General features: G+C 63.9%; 17 protein-coding genes and 1 pseudogene. 4 read left to right on the forward strand and 14 right to left on the reverse strand.

Annotated features, from left to right (window positions below; translation table 11 throughout):
• Positions 1-41 precede the first annotated feature (41 nt).
• The 9 genes and pseudogenes from RX329_RS24325 to RX329_RS24365 all read right to left on the reverse strand — a co-directional run bounded on the left by RX329_RS24325 (position 42) and on the right by RX329_RS24365 (position 8,828).
• Positions 42-1,040: a L,D-transpeptidase family protein gene (locus tag RX329_RS24325; RefSeq protein ID WP_085353475.1), complete on the reverse strand. Its 999-nt coding sequence runs from the start codon at positions 1,038-1,040 to the stop codon at positions 42-44.
• Between the two features lie 12 nt (positions 1,041-1,052).
• Complete coding sequence (locus RX329_RS24330; RefSeq protein WP_085353476.1) at positions 1,053-2,114, reverse strand: glycosyltransferase family 4 protein; 1,062 nt, start codon at positions 2,112-2,114, stop codon at positions 1,053-1,055.
• A gap of 135 nt (positions 2,115-2,249) precedes the next feature.
• The gene (locus RX329_RS24335; RefSeq protein WP_083926364.1) at positions 2,250-2,459 is read right to left on the reverse strand and encodes a hypothetical protein; all 210 of its coding nucleotides are present in this window, start codon (positions 2,457-2,459) and stop codon (positions 2,250-2,252) included.
• A gap of 129 nt (positions 2,460-2,588) precedes the next feature.
• Positions 2,589-3,593 (reverse strand): 4-hydroxythreonine-4-phosphate dehydrogenase PdxA, encoded by a 1,005-nt coding sequence (locus RX329_RS24340; protein ID WP_085385275.1) that lies wholly within the window; start codon positions 3,591-3,593, stop codon positions 2,589-2,591.
• A complete protein-coding gene (locus RX329_RS24345; RefSeq protein ID WP_317244419.1) occupies positions 3,590-5,176 on the reverse strand; it encodes a tripartite tricarboxylate transporter permease in 1,587 nt (528 codons plus the stop codon). Before RX329_RS24345 ends, RX329_RS24340 begins: the two co-directional genes overlap by 4 nt.
• 11 nt (positions 5,177-5,187) lie before the next feature.
• Entirely contained in the window at positions 5,188-5,613 is a 426-nt protein-coding gene (locus RX329_RS24350) for a tripartite tricarboxylate transporter TctB family protein (protein WP_244561595.1), read from the reverse strand.
• A gap of 158 nt (positions 5,614-5,771) precedes the next feature.
• A complete protein-coding gene (locus RX329_RS24355) occupies positions 5,772-6,764 on the reverse strand; it encodes a Bug family tripartite tricarboxylate transporter substrate binding protein (RefSeq protein ID WP_026232729.1) in 993 nt (330 codons plus the stop codon).
• Between the two features lie 52 nt (positions 6,765-6,816).
• Entirely contained in the window at positions 6,817-8,076 is a 1,260-nt protein-coding gene (locus tag RX329_RS24360; RefSeq protein ID WP_085353480.1) for a CaiB/BaiF CoA transferase family protein, read from the reverse strand.
• A 9-nt stretch (positions 8,077-8,085) separates the two neighbouring features.
• Positions 8,086-8,828 (reverse strand): annotated as a pseudogene (locus RX329_RS24365) (enoyl-CoA hydratase/isomerase family protein).
• Here RX329_RS24365 and RX329_RS24370 point away from each other — a divergent pair.
• From RX329_RS24370 to RX329_RS24385, 4 genes are all read left to right on the forward strand, one after another.
• Complete coding sequence (locus RX329_RS24370; RefSeq protein WP_317246498.1) at positions 8,727-9,008, forward strand: hypothetical protein; 282 nt, start codon at positions 8,727-8,729, stop codon at positions 9,006-9,008. The pseudogene RX329_RS24365 and the gene RX329_RS24370 overlap by 102 nt on opposite strands.
• Complete coding sequence (locus RX329_RS24375; protein ID WP_018454423.1) at positions 8,998-9,663, forward strand: GntR family transcriptional regulator; 666 nt, start codon at positions 8,998-9,000, stop codon at positions 9,661-9,663. The genes RX329_RS24370 and RX329_RS24375 overlap by 11 nt, the downstream gene beginning before the upstream one ends.
• Positions 9,664-9,972: 309 nt before the next feature.
• The gene (locus tag RX329_RS24380) at positions 9,973-10,944 is read left to right on the forward strand and encodes an MBL fold metallo-hydrolase (RefSeq protein ID WP_085353482.1); all 972 of its coding nucleotides are present in this window, start codon (positions 9,973-9,975) and stop codon (positions 10,942-10,944) included.
• A gap of 173 nt (positions 10,945-11,117) precedes the next feature.
• Positions 11,118-12,845, forward strand: coding sequence for a peroxidase family protein (locus tag RX329_RS24385; RefSeq protein ID WP_317244420.1), 1,728 nt, complete (start codon positions 11,118-11,120; stop codon positions 12,843-12,845).
• A gap of 152 nt (positions 12,846-12,997) precedes the next feature.
• Here the strand turns inward: RX329_RS24385 and RX329_RS24390 are convergent, their stop codons facing one another.
• From RX329_RS24390 to RX329_RS24410, 5 genes are all read right to left on the reverse strand, one after another.
• Positions 12,998-13,717, reverse strand: a complete 720-nt coding sequence (locus RX329_RS24390; protein ID WP_085353484.1) for a haloacid dehalogenase type II — start codon at positions 13,715-13,717, stop codon at positions 12,998-13,000.
• 126 nt (positions 13,718-13,843) lie between these two features.
• Complete coding sequence (glpX, locus tag RX329_RS24395) at positions 13,844-14,845, reverse strand: class II fructose-bisphosphatase (RefSeq protein WP_018454427.1); 1,002 nt, start codon at positions 14,843-14,845, stop codon at positions 13,844-13,846.
• An 80-nt stretch (positions 14,846-14,925) separates the two neighbouring features.
• The gene (locus tag RX329_RS24400; protein WP_085353485.1) at positions 14,926-16,242 is read right to left on the reverse strand and encodes a homoserine dehydrogenase; all 1,317 of its coding nucleotides are present in this window, start codon (positions 16,240-16,242) and stop codon (positions 14,926-14,928) included.
• Positions 16,243-16,271: 29 nt separating this feature from the next.
• Positions 16,272-17,492: an LL-diaminopimelate aminotransferase gene (locus RX329_RS24405; RefSeq protein WP_018454429.1), complete on the reverse strand. Its 1,221-nt coding sequence runs from the start codon at positions 17,490-17,492 to the stop codon at positions 16,272-16,274.
• A gap of 214 nt (positions 17,493-17,706) precedes the next feature.
• Positions 17,707-17,982 (reverse strand): hypothetical protein, encoded by a 276-nt coding sequence (locus tag RX329_RS24410; RefSeq protein ID WP_085353486.1) that lies wholly within the window; start codon positions 17,980-17,982, stop codon positions 17,707-17,709.
• Positions 17,983-18,203 lie beyond the last annotated feature (221 nt).

Genomic DNA, 18,203 nt, shown 5'->3' on the forward strand with positions numbered 1-18,203 from the left:
GCACAATCGGCGAGCGGCATTGCCACCTCGAGGCGTTGATTTCATCCGGGGCTGCCTACGAATGCCACCGGCGTGCCTTTCGAGACACGCCCGGCGACGCGCTCGGCATCCCAATTGGTCAGACGCACGCAGCCGTGAGATTCCGCCTTGGAAATCTTCTCCGGCGAGGGCGTGCCGTGAATGCCGTAGCCCTCGGCAGACAGGTTGATCCAGACCGTGCCGACCGGATTGTTCGGGCCGGGCTTGATGGTGAAGGGCTTGCGGGAATGGACGCCCTTGAAGCGATAAGCGGGATTGTAGCGATAGTACGGATTTCGGCTGACTTCCGTGACCTTGAGCGTGCCTGAGGGCGACGGCTTCTCCTCGCTGCCGACCGTCGCGGGATAAAATCCGATCAGCGCATTCGTTTTGTCGAACAGTTTTACGGTCTGCCTGACCTTGTCGACCTCGATCCTCTCGGCCTTGGTGGGGATGCCCTCGCCTGCGCCTGATGTGTCCACCACGACGATGGTGTCGCCGGCGCGATCGAAATGGCGCCCGGAGTTGAGCGCGGCCAGGAGCTGCTCGCTCATGTGAAATTTCTCGGCCAGGGCCTCGCGCGCACTGGTGAAGCCGAGCTTTGTAAGCTCCTTCATGTCCTCCATCTTCGACGGCAGCTTTTTCAGGAAAGGACCCGCCACGTCCTGCTCGGTGATGGCATAGGTCATCGTCACCGGCCGGTCGTCCGCCCGTAACGCGGTCCAGACATCGTCCGTCACGGCGTCCGAAACCGGCAGCTGCCGTGCTTCGGCATAGGCCCGCAACGCCTTTTTGGCGTTCTCGCCGAATCTGCCGTCGATCGCGCCGGGCGAGAAGTGCGCGCGGTCCAGCAGGACCTGCAACCGGACCCCGGCCGCGGTCGGCTTATCGTTCGACAGGGTTTTCTTCGACGGCTCGGCGACGTTGATGGCAGCGGCGTTGATCTCCGCGGCGAACGCCGGCGGCGCAGCCAGAGCGAAGACCAGAAAGATGCAAATCTGCCCCGCTTTTCCGAGCGACATCGCCGGGTCCTTTCACGTTTCCGACGGTTCAGTGATCAACTCCCGAGCCGCGGCGCTAGCGAGCTTGCGGTATTGGTGTTCGTACTGCCTCGCCATTCGGCTCGCAGAGAAGCGCTCCTCGAAGCGGGCGCGCACCTTCCTTCGATCCAGTTTTCCCAGTTCGCCGATCGCCTTGACGGCCTGCTCCTCGTTCTCGACGATGAAGCCGGTCAATCCATGCTCGACGACTTCGGGGACGGAGCCGGAGCGATAGGCGATCACGGGCGTTCCGCATGCCATCGCTTCGATCATGACCAGCCCAAACGGCTCCGGCCAATCGATCGGAAACAGCAGAGCAGCGGCTTCGGCAAGGAAGGGCTGTTTCTTTGCGTCATCGACTTCACCAACAAGCCGGATATCCTTGCCGTCGACGTTCGGCTCGATGTGGTTCCTGAAGTAGGCCGTCTCGGCGCGCGGGACCTTCGCGGCGATATGGAGGGGCATCTGGACTGCGCGCGCGATACGGATCGCGTCCTGCGGACCCTTGTCTGCGGTGAGCCGCCCGAGAAACGCCAAATAGGACCCCTGTTCGTAGGACGGCCGAAACAGATCGGGCGGCAGCCCGTGCTGGATGGTTCCGATCCATTTCGCATCCGGAAGCGGCAGCCGCTGATGATCGGAAATCGACACGAAACATGCTTCAGGGAAGTGCCTGACGACGTCGGGTAGTCCGGGCAAGTCGAGGCGGCCGTGCATGGTCGTGAGGAACGGCACGCCGAGACGACTGAGCAACGGCAGGGACAGCCAGTCGACATGCGCGTGGATTACGTCGAATTCTTTCGCACGCCTTGCGATTGCCTCCATCAGCATCGCGCTTGCGGCGGTCGGGTCCGCCCCCTTTTGTCCGAGCCGCAGCGCGCGGGGCCAGACAGGATGAAGCGCACCATTCGTCCTGGAATCGCCGCTCGCAAACAGCGTGACTTCGTGGCCGAGCTCGACCAGCCCATCCACCAGCCAGGCCACCACCCGCTCGGTGCCCCCGTAGAGCTTCGGAGGGACGCTTTCGGCCAGGGGAGCAAGCTGAGCGATGCGCATGGCAGGCTACCCGTCAAGCCCCCGCACGCACGATCAGCACGATCGCGGCGGACAGAAGGTTCGAAATCGCGAGCAGCGTCCAATTCGGCCTGGCACTTGCGGCCGCGACCCGGCAGACGAGCCCTTCCACGAGCCTTAACATTCGTCCTCGGGAAGCCGATCGAGGTAGGCAATCCCGAATCCCGTGAGTTCTTCGGCATCGCTCCCGCGCGCTTCCCATCTCCCTTGCAGATGACGCTCGAGCAGGCAGCGACGGCAATCTGCGGCATCGACGTGGCGATGCCGGGCGCGGTAAACGGACCAAGCAATATCCACCGCCGTTCGCAGCGGGTCGTCGTCTACCATGTTCCAACTCCGAGATGGAGACGTTCATGGGACAGCAACTCCTTACGACGGCGGAAGTTTCCACTTTTTCCCGGAGGGCCCGAAGCTGCGCACGGCGACCGCGGGCACAAGCAGGCGCCCTCGGAGAAATCAGGCGACGCGACGAGCCGCCATCTCTCCGGCTAGCAGCAGCGCGGCGCGGCTGGCCCCGATTGATGCAATGCCCTGCCCGGCAATGTCGTACGCGGTGCCGTGCGCGGGCGTGCAGATCGGGAACGGAAAGCCGCCAAGCAAAGTCACGCCACGATCAAAACCCATCAGCTTCATCGCGATCTGGCCCTGGTCGTGATACATCGTCAGCACCGCATCGAAGGCGCCGCCCTTGGCGCGCAGGAATACGGTGTCAGCGGGAAACGGCCCTTCCGCGGCAATACCATCGCGCCGGCCGGCGGCGACCACGGGCGCAATGATGTCGATCTCCTCGCGGCCGAAATTGCCGCCGTCACCGGCGTGCGGATTGAGCCCGGCCACCGCGATGCGCGGCCGCGCAAAGCCGGCGTTGCGCATGCAGGCATCGGTCAGCTTCAGCGCGCGATGGATGCGTTCGCCGGACAGTCGCGCGGCGACGTCCTTGAGCGGGATGTGGGACGTCACGCGGGCGTTCCACAGCCGGTCCAGCACATTGAACTCGCTTGCGGGGGTTTTGAGTCCGACCACTTCGGCGGAGAATGCGATCTCGTCGTCATACTCTGCGCGGGCCAGCCGCATCGCCTGCTTGTTGAACGGCGTAAAGCAGACGGCATCGACCCGGCCGTCGCGGCCGAGCTCGAGCGCATGCTTGTAGTTGGCAAGCGCGAACCTGCCGCCGGCAAGGCTCGCGATCCCCTGCTGGATGTCGCCGGGATCGGGATGGCCGAGATCGACGAACAGAGTCTCGCCCTCCGCCGCGCGCAGATCGGCTCCCTGCTCCACTGTTGTCAGCTCCGGCTCGACGCCGGCAACGCGCGCGCCCGCGTCGAAGATGCGGCGGTCGCCGATCACGACAATCTGGCTGCTGGCGCGGATATCGTCCTGCACCACGAGCTTTGCGGTCAATTCCGGGCTGATGCCGGCGGGATCTCCCATTGCCAATGCAATGAGCGGCTTTGCGGTCATATGATCACTTTCTCCCGAGCGGTCTCTTGAGCTCTCTCTTGAGCTCTCTCTTGCGTTCTCTCTTGGGCTGTCGTCTCGTCGGTGGACGGCGCAGGCTTGCGCAGCAGGCGCGCAAGCTGCAGCACGAGCGGAAGCAGCAAAAGTGCGATGCCGGCCACGATCAGGCATGTCACCAGCTTGTTGGCGAAGAAGATCCCGAGCGATCCCTTGGACATCAGCATCGACTGCCGGAACGCGTCCTCGGCCTTATCCCCGATGACGATCGCGAGCACGAGCGGCGCCAGCGGATAGAACAGCTTCTTGAAGAGATAGCCGACGATGCCGAAGCCGAGCATCATGAGAACATCGAGATAGGAGTTCGATACCGAATAGGCGCCGACGACGCAGATGATCACGATCAGCGGCGCGATGATCACGAAGGGAATCCGCATCAGGGCCGCGAAGACCGGGACGGTCAGCAGCACCAGCACAACGGCGACGATGTTGCCGACATACATCGAGGCGATCAGGCCCCAGACAAAGTCCTTCTGGTCGACGAACAGCATCGGCCCGGGATTGAGGCCCCAGATCATCAGCCCGCCCATCATGACGGCCGCAGTGGCCGAGCCGGGAATGCCGAGCGAGAGCATGGGCAGAAGCGCGCTGGTGCCGGCCGCATGATCGGCCGTCTCCGGCGAGATGATGCCTTCAACCTCTCCGGTGCCGAAATATCGGCCACGGCGCGAGAAGCGCCGGGCGATGCCGTAGCTCATGAACGACGCCGCAGTCGGGCCACCCGGCGTGATCCCCATCCAGCATCCGATGGCCGCGCTGCGCAGCAGCGCAACACTATGCCGCGGCAGGCGGCCGATCGCGCGAAACACCTCGCGCCACTCTATCTTCGACGAGACCGCGCGGGCATGAAACTCCTCTTCGACGGCCACGAGCAGCTCGCCGATGCCGAACAGGCCCATCACCGCGACGACGAAGTTGACGCCCTTGACCAGCTCGTCGACGCCCATGGTGAGGCGCACGCTGCCGGAGACGGTGTCGATGCCGATGGCGGCGATGGCAAAGCCGATCGCCAGCGCGACGACAGTCTTGATCGGAGCAGCCCCGCCCATGCCGACGAAGCTGGCGAAGGCAAGAAAATAGACCGCAAAATATTCCGCCGGCCCGAAGGCGAGTGCGACTTGCGCCACCCATGATGCGAGGAAGGTGATCAGGATGACGCCGATCAGCGCGCCGAATGCCGCCGAGCCGAAGGCGGTGGCGAGCGCCGTCGTCGGCCGTCCATCGCGCGCCATCGGGTAGCCGTCGAAGGTGGTGGCGACAGACGACGGCTCGCCCGGGATGTTGAACAGGATCGAGGTCACGGATCCCCCGAACAACGCGCCCCAATACATGCTGGAGAGCAGGATGATGGCAGAGACCGGCTGCATGCCGAAGGTCAGCGGCAGCAGCAGCGACACCCCGTTCGGAGCACCCAGCCCAGGCAGCACGCCGACGAGAATGCCGAGCAGCACGCCGATCACCATCAGCGCCAGATGCGGCAGCGTGATCGCGATGCTGAAGCCGTGAAGGAGTTCTCTGAGATTGTCCATCGGCCTCTCCCTCAGAAGCCGAACGCCGCGGCGAGCGCGCCGTGCGGCAAGCTCACCTGGAACATGCGCTCGAACAGGACGTAGAGCGCAAGCGCTGTCGCCGCCGCCATGCCAAGCGCGCGCGGCACGGATTGTTGTCGGGGGATCGCCAGCACCGCGAAGATGTACAGGGCCGAGGCGACGTACATCCCGGCCAACGGGATCGCAGCCACGAAAATCGCGGCCGGCACGAACAGGCCGGCAAGCCGGCGCAGCTCGATCGATGTGATGGCAATTGGGACGCTGGCGAGCGTCGCGGCCGGCATGACACCTCGAAACAGGTTGTAGAGGCTCCCGAGCACGATGATGATCCCGGTCAGGAACGGAAACGTCCCGGCGTCCACGCCCGCGCTCGACCAGCCGATGCCGTTATCGAGGCTGGAAATGACGACCGCCACACCGAAGCTTCCGGTGAGAACGGCTGTCGCAAGTTCGAGAGCGCGGCGCGATATCATCGAGGGCTCCGGTCAGGCCACGTACAGTGTCCGATTATGGCGCACGTGTTTTCCCAGCGTTCGCTGTCGTTCCGGCGGAGGGGTTTGAGGCGTGCGCCGCCTCACTTGACCAACCAACCCTGCTCGCTCGCAACCAGCCTGACGCGCTCGAGATCCTCCTTGATGAACTTGTCGAACTCGGCACCGGTCAGGAACGTGTCGACCTGGGAGGTTTTCTCGATGTAGTCCTTCCAGTCCGGCGTCGCCTGCACCTTCTTCATCAGGTCAACATAGAACGCGGCCTGGTCCGGCGTGACCTTGCCGGGGAGCCACACTGTGCGCGGCTGCTCATACTGCTTGATGTCGAGGCCCTGCTCGACGCAGGTCGGAACATCGCCCCAGCCTTCGGTCGCGGTGACCTTGGCGCCCTGCGGCAGCCGCTTCGGGCTGAAGACGCAAAGCGGGCGCTGGGTGGCGCCACGCCATTGCCCGAGACTCTCGCTGGGATTGTTGACGTGAGAGTCCAGGTGTCCGCCGGCGAGTTGCACGGCCGTCTCGGCGCCGCTCTTGAAGGGAATATAGGTCAGCTTGATGTGGCCGGCCTTCTCGATCATGCGGGTCAGCACCTCGTCGGTATCCTTTGACTGCGCGCCGCCCATCTTGAACTCGCCTGATGCGGCCGCCTTCAGATAATCGCCCGCCGTCTTGTAGGGCGCGTCCTGCTTGACCCAGAGCAGGAACTCGTCCTGCGCCATCGCCGCGATCGGGGTGAGATCGGTGTAGTTGAAAGCGACTTTGGAGACGAGCGGCTGCTGCCAGGCATTCGACGTGCCGAAGATCACCTTGTAGGGATCGCCGGCGGACGCCTTGCCGTAGACATAGCCTTCCGCGCCGCTGCCGCCGCCCTTGTTGACGACGACGATCGGCTGCTCCACCAGCTTGTGCTTGGTGATGATGTTCTGCACGGCGCGCGCGAGATTGTCCGTGCCGCCGCCGGGCCCGGCGGTCGCCACGAACTCGATCGGCTTTTGCGGCTGCCAGGCCGAGAGCGCCGGCGTCGTGCCGGCGAGCACAATTACGGCTGCGGAGAGCAGAAGTTTTGATGTCTGACCCATGATGTCCTCCAGCTTATTTTTGTCTCTTGTTCTTGTTGTTTTCGACGTCCGGTCAGGCGACCCGTTCCTCGCCTCTTCCCGATGCCAACACGATTGCGCCTTCTTGTTCGAGCGCGTCGATCTGCTTCCGGTCGAACCCATGCTCGGCCAGCACCTCGCTTGTATGCTCACCGTAGACCGGCGCGCCCGTGCGCACTTTGCCTGGGGTCTCCGAAAACTTGACCGGCAAGCCGATCGTCTTCACGGGCCCGAGCGTGGAATGCTCGACCTCGACAACCATCTCGCGCGCCAGCGTCTGCGGATCGCTGAGCGCCTCCAGCATGTCGTGCACGGGGCCGCACGGCACGCCCTTCTCGTCCAGTGCCGCCAGCCAGTGCGCGCGCGTGCGGGTGCGGAAGCGCTCGCTCAGAACAGCTTCGAGCTCCTTCAAATTGGCCATGCGGTCGGCGCCGGTGACGAAGCGTGGATCGGCTGCGAGCTCGCTTGCGCCGAGCGCCTCCAGCATCAACAGCCAATGCTTCTTGTTGGCGCCGCCGACCACCAACCAGCCGTCCGAGGCCTCGAACGCCTGATATGGCGCGTTGAGCGGATGCGCCGAACCCATGGCCCGCGGCGCGGTGCCCGCGGCCAGCGCGATGGTCGACTGCCAGTAGGTCTGCACCAGCGCGGCCTCATAGAGCGAGGTCTCGACCCACTGCCCTTCGCCGGTCTTGAGACGGTGCGTGTAGGCCGCGAGGATGCCCATGCTCGCCAGCAGGCCGGCGGTGATGTCGGACAGCGGCGGGCCGCATTTCACGGGCGGACCATCGGGACGTTCGCCGGTAAAGCTCATGATTCCGCTCATGGCCTGGGCGACCAGATCGAAGCCGCGGCGATGCTTGTAGGGTCCGGTGCGGCCGAAGCCAGACAGCGAGCAATAGATCAGCGTTGGATGCTGCTTGTGCAGGTCGTCATAGCCGAAGCCGAGGCGCTCCATGGCGCCCGGCGCAAAATTCTCGACCAGCACGTCGGCGGCCGCGATCAGCCGCCGCAACACCTGCTTGCCGCCATCGGTCTTCAGATCCAGCACGATGCCGCGCTTGTTGCGGTTCATCATCAGGAAGGAGGCCGCCTCGTCGCCGATCTTCGGCGGCACCGAATGGCGGGTGTCGTCACCGTTCGGCGATTTCTCGATCTTGATGACGTCGGCGCCCATATCGGCCAGCATCAAGGTGCAGGTCGGCCCTGCCATGACATGGGTGAGATCGATGACCTTGAGGCCGGCAAGCGGCCCCGAACGGCCGGAGGTTGATTGCGAGCGATCGCTTTGCATCGGGGCGTCCTATTGGCCGCGCCATTGCGGCGCGCGCTTGGTGAGGAAAGCATCGAGCCCTTCGCGAAAATCCTGGCTCGTGTAGCACATCAGGATGAGGTCTTCGCCCTCGTCGGGCGTCAGGCGCCTTTGCAGGCGCGCCACGGCCTGCTTGGTCGCATTCAGCGTCAGCGGCGCGTGGCTGGCGAGCAATTTGGCAACCTCGTCCGCGCGCCTTTCGAGCGCGGCGATATCCTCGACGACCTCGCCGAGCAGCCCGACACTGGCAGCCTCGGTCGCGTCGACGAGCCGCGCCGTGAAGATCAGATCCTTGACGCGGGCGGCGCCGATCAGCGCGGTGAGACGACTGACATTGGACATCGACAGGCAGTTGCCGAGCGTGCGGGCAATGGGAAAGCCGATTTTCGCGCTTTGGGTGCCGATGCGGAGGTCACATGCCGCGGCAATGCCCGCGCCGCCGCCGGTGCAGAACCCGTTGATCGCCGCGATCGTCGGCACGCGGCACTGTTCGAGCGTGGTCAGCACCCGATCGATGCGGTTCTCGTAGTCGATCGCGTCCTGCGGCGACTTGAAATCGCGGAACTGATTGATGTCGGTGCCCGCGGCAAACGCCTTGTCGCCGGCCCCGCGCAGCACCAGTACCTTGATCCTTGATCGTCGTTGATCTCCTCGCAGATCGCGGCGAGCCGCTCATACATCGCGAAAGTGAAGGCGTTGCGCGCCTGCGGGCGGTTGAAGGTGATCCGCCCGATCCCGTCCTGGCGCTCGAAAACGAGGTCTTCCGCCTTCACCTGCTGGTCCATTTCCTCGATGTCCTTCTGCTTTTCTACATTTTTGAATGCAAGATGATCGATTTACAAGCCGGAACTTGCATTAATGCGTATATAGCTCCATTTTTGCATTCAAATGGACTTCAGACCCATGCTTCATGAGGAAGTCGTCGGCCGCATCCGGGCCATCCTGCTCGACGGCGAGATCCCGCCGGGCGCGCGGATTCCCGAGCGCGAACTGTGCGAGCGGCTACAGATATCGCGCACGCCGCTCCGCGAGGCGCTCAAGGTGCTCGCCGCCGAAGGTCTCGTGCAACTCCTGCCGCATCGCGGCTCGCGTGCGGCAAAACTGACCGACAAGGATATGCGCGACCTGTTCGAGGTCTGCCAGGGCCTCGAGGCGCTCGCCGGCGAACTCGCCTGCGAACGCATCACCGATGCCGAGATCGACGCGATCGCTGCCGCGCACGCGGACATGGTGCGGCATTATCGCGAACGCGATCTGATCCAGTACTATCGCGGCAACCGCGCCATTCACGAAGCCATCGTCGTTGCGGCCGGAAACCCGGTGCTCGCGGGGCTGTATACGTCCGTGACCGCGCGCATCCGCCGCGCGCGCTATGTCACGCCGATGACGCCCGAACGCTGGGCGGTCGCCGTGAAGGAGCACGATGCCATCCTGAACGCACTGCAGAGGCGCGACGGCGTCGGCCTCGCCCATATCCTGCGAGCGCATTTGCGCCACAAGCGCGAAGAGGTTTTGCAGGCGGGCTTTGCCGAAACGGAAGGGAGCGAGCTCGCGCCGAGAATTGCGTGAGCCATAGGTCGCGGCGTACAAAGAATCTTGCGGTCACGCCGTATCGGGCGGCCAGCAGACACAATCACGACACAATCATTGATTGCTTTTGGCCGTACTGGCACGGATCGTGCTGACGAGGCTCGTCGGCAACGGACGTCTTTTGTCGCGCGCCGGAATTGCGCATCCAACTTCGACAAACCGAGATCATCGCCAAATCAATTCCACTTGCTCGCCTGCCTGAACCGGCGCAGCATTCGACCATCGGCGCGGGCCGAATGTAACGCGCAAGCAATTGCGCAAAACAAAAGACAAAAGCGGAGGAAACGCATGACAATCGATGTCTCACGTCGGTCCTTGTTGACCCTCGGGGCTGGCCTTGGTGCCAGCGCAATGCTCGGCGGCAGCGCCTTGGCGCGCGCTCCCAAGCTCGGCACCCAGACGCCCTACTGGCACCGCTTCGTTCTCGGCGACGCCGAAGTCACCGTCGTGTCCGACGGACCGCTTCCCCTGGGCGATCCCTCGGGCACCTTCACCGGTGTTTCCAAGGAAGAGGTGAAGAAGATGCTCGTCGACAATTTCCTGTCGCCGGACAATGTCGTGCTCGAGCAGAACTCGCCGATCGTCAACACCGGCGACAAGCTCATCCTGTTCGATACCGGCATGGGCTCATCCAAGATGTTCGGCGCCACCACCGGTCGGCAGCAGAAGAGCATGACCGAGGCCGGCATCAAGCCCGGCGACATCGACGCCGTGGTTTGCTCGCATGCCCATATCGACCACATCGGCGGCATTGTGGACGACGGCGGCAAGCCGCTGTTTCCCAACGCGCAGATCTACATCTCGCAGACCGATTTCGACTTCTGGACCGACGAAGGCAAGCTCGGTAGCGCGGCCAAGGATTTCGTCGTTCACGCCCGCAAGAACCTGCTGCCGGTCCGCGACCGCATCGTGTTCTTCAAGGACGGCCAGGAATTTCTGCCTGGCGTGCAGGCAATCGCAGCGCCCGGTCATACCGTCGGCCACACCATCTTCATGGTCTCGTCGGCCGGCAAGTCCTTCGCCTTCCTTGGTGACCTGTCGCATCATCCCGTCCTGCTGCTCGAGCGGCCGCGGATGGAATTCTCCTACGACACCGACCCGAAGCAGGCGGCCGAGTCACGCGTAAAACTGCTGACCATGCTTGCTGCGAACAAGACGCCCGTGATGTCCTATCACTTCGCCTGGCCGGGCTATGGCCATGTCGCCAAGGCGGGTGAAGGATTCCACTATTATCCCGAACCGATGCAGATGACTTTGTAATCGCCGGATCTGGTCCGGGCGACGCACGCGCCGCCCGGACCATCCGAACGATCACCGCCGTCCGACTGGCCGGTAAAGAACTTCAAATTCGTGATGCCTCCGGCGGCGTTGGCGAACATTACTTCCTAGTTGCAAGTTAAGTTCATTTCGCTCAATTGCGTTTGGGAGCGTCAATGTCCCGCGAGAACGATGGTTTTGTCTTCCATCGCGACCTGCTCCAATGGGTCCCGGATGTTATCTATCGGGCCGTCAACTTCTTTGTCACATGGGACAAACTGCCGACCCTGCTCGGAGCCGCCAATCTCTCGGCGTTCCGCGACCGGCTGCGGGAGCGCAATCTGCACCATACCGGCTACGGCACGACATCGCCTCGCTGGAACACGGGCAATGACCGGTGGCGTTCCGCCGACGGCTCGTTCAACAGCCTCGACCATCCGCGCATGGGGATGGCTGGCGCCCGGTTCGGACGTAACTTCGCGCTGTCCGAATGCGTACCGGACAGCCTGGACGATTTGCTCGAACCCAGTCCGCGCGTGATCTCGGAGGAATTGCTGGCGCGCCACGAATTTATTCCGGCGACCAGCCTCAATCTGCTGGCCGCCGCCTGGATCCAGTTCGAAACGCATAATTGGTTCAGCCATGGGGCCCCTAAGTCGGGAAACGAGTTCAAAATTCCGCTGACGCCAAACGACGAATGGCCTGCGGATGAGCGGATCGACGACTGCATGAAGATCCGTCGGACCGTTTGCGACGAGACGCCACGTGAACCATGGCTCGGCGCGACCCCCACGTTCCGCAACCTCAACTCGCACTGGTGGGACGCCGGACAAATCTACGGCAGCGACCGCGCAAGGCAGATGCAGATCCGTTCCGGGGCAGATGGGAAGATCGCGGTCGGCGATGATGGGATGCTTCCAGCCGATCCGGTGCATCCCGGCGCCGATCTCACCGGCTTCAACGACAATTGGTGGGTGGGGCTCAGCCTGCTGCACAACCTCTTCGCACGCGAGCACAATGTCATCTGCGACGGCTTGAAGGCGCGGTATCCGACCTGGAAGGACGAGGCGCTATTCCAGCATGCGCGCCTGATCAACGCGGCCCTGATCGCCAAGATCCACACCGTCGAATGGACGCCAGGCATCCTCGGCCATCCCGCACTGGACTTCAGCATGCACGCCAACTGGTCGGGGATCCCGTGCCGGGTGCTGCGCGCGGTGCTCGGCAAGAACAGCGAAGCCGCCTTTGGTATCGTCGGCTCTCCGACGGATCAGCACAGCGCGCCTTACGCGATGACGGAGGAATTCACCGCCGTGTACCGCCTGCACCCGTTGATCCCGGAAAACCTTGATGTACGGCGGCTCGATACCACAGAGGTTACCCCTAGCAATCTCGTCCATATGCAGGGCCCCGCCTCCCGCAAGTTCATGCAGACTCACGGCTTCGCCAACCTGCTGTACTCGTTCGGCACCGCTCATCCCGGCGCCATTCGCCTCCACAATTTTCCCAACTTCCTGCGCCGGTTCACGAAAGACGGCCAGCCGCTGCTCGACGTGGCCGCGATCGATATCATGCGTGATCGCGAGCGCGGCGTGCCGCGCTACAACCGGTTCCGCGAACTGGTCGGCAAGAAGCGGGTCAACACATTCGAGGAAATCACCAGCATCCCCGGCGCGGCCAGGAAGATGCGCTCGATCTACAAGGGCGACGTCGATCGCGTTGATCTGATGGTCGGATTATTGGCCGAAGACCTGCCGGACGGTTTTGGCTTCAGCGATACCGCCTTCCGCATTTTCATCCTGATGGCATCGCGGCGCCTCAAGAGCGACCGGTTCTTCACCGATGACTACCGGGCGGAAGTCTACACCAATTTCGGTCTGGACTGGATCCACAACACGGAATGAAATCGGTGCTGCTGCGGCATATGCCGCAACTCGGACCGGCGCTCGAGGGCGTCAACAACGCCTTCGCCCCGTGGAACGTCCTGCGAGGCTGAGCCTTGGCCCATATGTTCAGCATTCCGGGCCTCGTCCGCCTCGGATGAGCGTCAGCCGCCCTAGCACCCGAGCTTGTCGGCGATCCCACCAAAATCCTTGGCGACGATGTCCCAATTGCCGGTGGCCTGGAAATCGACCTTCTGAAGCGGACCGTATTCGGTCGGCCGCGCCACGAAGGCCGTCTTCAGCCCGTTCTTCTGCGCGGCGGCGAGATCGCCGTTGTGGGCCGCGACCATCATCACCTGCTCCGGCTTGAGGCCGAGCAGGCGCGCGGCGCCGAGATAGGTTTCGGGATCGGGCTTGTAGTGCTCGAACAGCTCGGCCGACATGATGAGGTCCCAGGGAAGCCCTGCGAACTTCGCCATGTTGGTGAGCAGCGCGACATTGCCGTTCGACAGCGGCGAGATCACGAATTTCGTCTTCAGTCGGGTCAGGCCGGCGACGCTGTCGGGCCACGGGTGCAAGCGGTGCCACCCCTTGGTGAGGTGATCGAGATCGGCCTCGGTCAGGCTCGGAATCGAAAATTGCGCGACCAGTTTTTCGAGCGAGCGGCGATGCAGATCATCGAGCATGACGTAGCCGCGCTCGGGATGTTTGCGCACGTCATCCATCGAAGCCATGTACATGCCGCGCCAGCCGTCGACCAAGGCGGTCCAGTCGGCGCTGATGCCGCGGCCCTTCGCCCACCAGATGAAGTCGGTGATCAGGCTGGTGCGCCAGTCGACGACGGTGCCGAACACGTCGAAGACCAGGGCTTTGACGGCGGAGAGGTCGGACATGTGCGCTTCCTCTTTTTGTTGTTCGTCATTCGGGGACTCTCGTCAGAGCGGCCCCAGAATCCAGAGGTTATTGGCACGAGATTCCGGCCTCGACGCTGTCAGCGCCGTCCTGAATGACGGCAGTCGTCAGTCGAGGTGGAATTTCGCCAGCTCGCGGTGCTCGGCCTTGATGTAGCGCACGGTGCCGGTGACGGAGCGCATCACCACCGTCTCGGTCTCGATCACGCCGTCCTTGCGGAATTTGACGCCCGACAGCAGCGAGCCCGTGGTGACGCCGGTGGCTGCGAACAGGCAGTCGCCGCGCGCCATGTCCTCGATGCCGTAGATCATCTTGGGATCGCTGACGCCCATCTTGGCGGCGCGCTCGCGCTTCTCGTCGGAGTCGAGGATGAGACGGCACTGCATCTGGCCGCCAATGCAGCGCAGCGCCACGGCCGCGAGCACGCCTTCCGGCGCGCCGCCGGTGCCGAGATACATGTCGACGCCGGTATTGTCGGGGTCGGCGCAGTGGATCACGCCGGCGACGTCGCCGTCAGTGATCAGGCGCACGGCGGCGCCAGTCGATCGCACGCTCTCGATGATGCTGGCATGGCGTGGCCGGTCGAGCACGAGAACGGTGATGCCGTCGGGCTTGACGCCCTTGGCCTTGGCGAGCCGGCGGACGTTTTCGGCCGGTGTCGCATCGAGCTCGACGACGCCCTTGTCGTAACCGGGACCGATCGCGAGCTTCTGCATATAGACGTCGGGGGCGTGCAGCAGCGTGCCGCCGTCGGCCATCGCCATGGTGGCAATCGAGCCCGGCATGTTCTTGGCGCACAGCGTGGTGCCTTCAAGCGGATCGACGGCGATGTCGACCTGCGGGCCGGCGTTCATGCCGACCTTCTCGCCGATGAAGAGCATCGGCGCCTCGTCGCGCTCGCCCTCGCCGATGACGATGGTGCCCTCGATCGGCAGCTTGTTGAGCTCGCGCCGCATCGCGTCCACCGCGGCCTGGTCGGCCGCCTTCTCGTTGCCGTGCCCGCGCAGACGCGCCGAAGACACCGCCGCCCGCTCCGTCACACGCACGATCTCCAGCGTGAGAATGCGCTCGAGCAATGCTTGCGGCGGGACTGAAATATGGGTCGACATCGGCTCACTCCTTCGAAACAGTTTTGGACGGACATCTCCGCCGCATCAACTCGTAACACCCACAGTTCGTTCGAACCGTGTCAGTTCTTCTCGATCCTGATGACCTGCGGCCGTCCGCTGATCACCTTGTCCTTCTGCACGGCCGCGAGCGCACGGCGCACGGCGTCCTCATGCGTGGCATAGGTGATGAGAATGACAGGCACCGGGACCGCCTTGCCGTCTGCCGGCGCAGCGCCGCCATTGGGATGGCGCTGCACGATCGACTCGATTGAAATCTTCTGCTCCGCGAGCCGGGTCGCGATCGCAGCCGCGGTGCCCGGGAAATCGCGTGCCAGAAGGCGGATGTAGTAGCCGCCCTCGTGGCGCTCCATCGGCGCCTTCTTGGTGTCGCGCAGCTGCGAAATCGGCCGGCCGAACGGATTGGCGCGAATGCCGCGCGCAACGTCGGCGATGTCGGCGACGACGGCGGATGCGGTCGCGGCGCCACCGGCACCGGGGCCGACCAGCGTGATCGGCGGGATGCCCTCGCCATCGATCGTGACCGCGTTGGTGACACCCATCACCTGCGCTATCGAGGAGGATTTCGGAACCATGGTCGGATGCACGCGCTGCTCGATGCCCGTGGCGGTGCGAACCGCGACGCCGAGCAGCTTGAGCCGGTAACCGAGATCGTCAGCGGCACGGAGATCTTCCGGCGCGATGGAGGAGATACCTTCGACATACACCGCGCTTTGAGCAACTTTCGTGCCGAAAGCGAGGCTGGCGAGAATGGCGAGCTTTTGCGCGGTATCGTGGCCGTCGACGTCGAATGACGGATCGGCCTCGGCATAGCCGAGCCGTTGCGCGTCCTTCAGGCATTCGGCGAAGGACAGGCCCTCCTGCTCCATCCGGGTCAGGATGTAATTGCAGGTGCCGTTGAGGATGCCGTAGACCCGGTTGATGCCGGTTCCGGCAAGACCTTCGCGTAACGTCTTGATGACAGGGATCGCAGCGCCGACGGCTGCCTCGAAATTCAGCGCGCCGCCGTGCTTTTCGGCGGCCTTTGCCAGCTTGAGGCCGTGCTTTGCCAGCAACGCCTTGTTGGCGGTGACGACGGACTTGCCGGCGGCGAGCGCGGCCTCGACCGCCGCCAGCGCGGGATCGCCCGCGCCGCCCATCAGCTCGACGAAGCAGTCGATGCCCGGATGCGTGGCGAGGGCAAGCGGATCCTTGACCCATTCGATGCCGCGCAGATCGACGCCGCGCTTCTTCGCCTTCGAGCGTGCGGTGACGGCGACGACACGGATGCCACGGCCGCTGCGGCCGGCAAGCACCCGCGCCTGCGTTTCGATCAGACGGACAACTTCGGCGCCCACGGTGCCGAGCCCCGCTATGCCCACTTTCAGGGGTGCAACCATGATGCCTTGGAAAACCTGCGGAAGAGAACTTAACGCCGAGTGGCGAGCGGAACGACGTTGTGCAACGTTTCGATGCCGCTTTCAAGGAAGCGGCGCACGCCACGCGCGGCCTGCCTGATCCGTTGCTCGTTTTCCACCATGGCGATGCGGACATATCCTTCGCCATGCTCGCCGAAGCCGACGCCGGGCGAGACCGCGACACCGGATTTCTCCACCATCAGGGTCGCGAACTGCATGCTGCCGACGCTGCGGAAGGCTTCCGGCAGCGGCACCCAGGCGAACATCGATGCTTCCGGCGGCGGGATCTCCCAGCCGGCACGGCCGAACGATTCCACCAGCGCGTCGCGCCGCTTGCGGTAGGTGTCGCGCATCTCCTTGATGCAATCGTCCGGTCCGTTCAGCGCGGCGGTCGCTGCGACCTGGATCGGCGTGAACGCACCGTAGTCGAGATAGGATTTGACGCGGCCGAGTGCCGCAATCACGCGCTCGTTGCCGACCGCGAAGCCCATACGCCAGCCAGCCATCGAATAGGTCTTCGACATCGAGGTGAACTCGACGGCAACGTCCATCGCGCCCGGCACCTGGAGCACCGAGGGCGGCGGGTTGCTTTCGTCGAAATAAACCTCGGCATAAGCGAGATCCGACAGGATCAGGATCTCGTGCTTCTTCGCGAACGCGACCAGGTCCTTGTAGAAGTCGAGGCTCGCGACGTAGGCGGTCGGGTTCGAAGGATAGCAGACCACGAGCGCCAGCGGCTTCGGGATCGAATGCACGATCGCCCGCTCGACAGCCTCGAAGAATTGCGGCGTGGGCTCCGAGGGCACCGAACGGATCACGCCGCCCGCCATCAAGAAGCCGAAGGCGTGAATCGGGTAGCTCGGATTGGGACAAAGGATGACGTCGCCGGGCGCGGTGATCGCCTGCGCCACGTTGGCAAAGCCCTCCTTGGAGCCGAGCGTCGCCACCACCTGGGTGTCGGGGTTGAGCTTCACGCCGAAGCGGCGGGCGTAGTAGCCGGCCTGGGCCCGGCGCAGCCCGGGGATGCCGCGGGAGGCCGAGTAGCGGTCGGTGCGCGGCTTGCCCAGCGTCTCCTTCAGCTTCTCCAGCACGTGCGCTGGCGCCGGCAGGTCCGGATTGCCCATGCCGAGGTCGATGATGTCGGCGCCGGCGTTCCGCGCAGCTGCCTTGGCCCGGTTGACCTGTTCGAACACGTAAGGCGGAAGGCGGCGGATGCGGTAAAATTCTTCCATGGCTCTCTCAGCTCCGGGCAACCGGTCAGGACAGAATCGACAGGCCATGAAGACCAGGCGGAAGGCGCCCGCATCTCTCGCGAAAATTACTCAAGATCAAATACTTAGAGCAATCATCGACGATGTTGACTGAAGTCGTTCGCCCCGACTCTCGGCTGAACTAAGGTCTTTTAGCACGGCGAGGCGGAGGCGCCAGCGATTACCTTGCGGCGCCCTATTTCGCGTCCTTGGTGGCAACCGCCTGACGGTCGCGCGCGGCAGCAAGTTCGGCCTCGATCTTGGCGCGTTGGTCCGGCGGCATGACGGCCTGATCGCGATCCGGCGGCAGATCGTGCACCGGCAGATAGCTACCGGCCTCTCTGGGATGCGCTTGAGCATCGGAAGGCGTCATATCCGCGAGCTGGCTCGAGCAGCCGCCCAGGGCGAGCGTCGCCATCAGCAGCGCGCCACAGATCCGCCGCCACTTTTGCAGGTCCCTCAACGCCAACACTAGGGAAATCCCCACTTCGTCCCAAAGCACGGCCCCGGGCAACCTTACCCAAGTCCGCGCCCAAGCTCAAACCATTGCTGCCCAAATGGTGCGAGCGAGAAAATAGCCCCAGTCCATCAAGCCGAGCGGTGCGGCTCGATTGTGACGGAACCAAGAAAATTTGTCGCACTGCAACACATCTTCGAGAGTGTTTAACGCCAAACATGCGAGCTTCGCGGTGA

Origin of the sequence: Bradyrhizobium sp. BWC-3-1, from assembly GCF_032917965.1 — a bacterium.
In the GTDB taxonomy this organism is placed as follows: Bacteria; Pseudomonadota; Alphaproteobacteria; order Rhizobiales; family Xanthobacteraceae; genus Bradyrhizobium; species Bradyrhizobium canariense_D.

Excerpts from the sequence above, each read along its gene's own strand:
- RX329_RS24380 (WP_085353482.1), top strand. The coding sequence starts at position 9,973 with ATGACAATCGATGTCTCACGTCGGTCCTTGTTGACCCTCGGGGCTGGC.
- RX329_RS24385 (WP_317244420.1), top strand. The coding sequence starts at position 11,118 with ATGTCCCGCGAGAACGATGGTTTTGTCTTCCATCGCGACCTGCTCCAA.
- RX329_RS24375 (WP_018454423.1), top strand. The coding sequence starts at position 8,998 with ATGCTTCATGAGGAAGTCGTCGGCCGCATCCGGGCCATCCTGCTCGAC.
- RX329_RS24390 (WP_085353484.1), bottom strand. The coding sequence starts at position 13,717 with ATGTCCGACCTCTCCGCCGTCAAAGCCCTGGTCTTCGACGTGTTCGGC.
- RX329_RS24400 (WP_085353485.1), bottom strand. The coding sequence starts at position 16,242 with ATGGTTGCACCCCTGAAAGTGGGCATAGCGGGGCTCGGCACCGTGGGC.
- RX329_RS24330 (WP_085353476.1), bottom strand. The coding sequence starts at position 2,114 with ATGCGCATCGCTCAGCTTGCTCCCCTGGCCGAAAGCGTCCCTCCGAAG.
- RX329_RS24325 (WP_085353475.1), bottom strand. The coding sequence starts at position 1,040 with ATGTCGCTCGGAAAAGCGGGGCAGATTTGCATCTTTCTGGTCTTCGCT.
- RX329_RS24340 (WP_085385275.1), bottom strand. The coding sequence starts at position 3,593 with ATGACCGCAAAGCCGCTCATTGCATTGGCAATGGGAGATCCCGCCGGC.
- RX329_RS24335 (WP_083926364.1), bottom strand. The coding sequence starts at position 2,459 with ATGGTAGACGACGACCCGCTGCGAACGGCGGTGGATATTGCTTGGTCC.
- RX329_RS24360 (WP_085353480.1), bottom strand. The coding sequence starts at position 8,076 with ATGCAAAGCGATCGCTCGCAATCAACCTCCGGCCGTTCGGGGCCGCTT.
- glpX (WP_018454427.1), bottom strand. The coding sequence starts at position 14,845 with ATGTCGACCCATATTTCAGTCCCGCCGCAAGCATTGCTCGAGCGCATT.
- RX329_RS24345 (WP_317244419.1), bottom strand. The coding sequence starts at position 5,176 with ATGGACAATCTCAGAGAACTCCTTCACGGCTTCAGCATCGCGATCACG.
- RX329_RS24405 (WP_018454429.1), bottom strand. The coding sequence starts at position 17,492 with ATGGAAGAATTTTACCGCATCCGCCGCCTTCCGCCTTACGTGTTCGAA.
- RX329_RS24355 (WP_026232729.1), bottom strand. The coding sequence starts at position 6,764 with ATGGGTCAGACATCAAAACTTCTGCTCTCCGCAGCCGTAATTGTGCTC.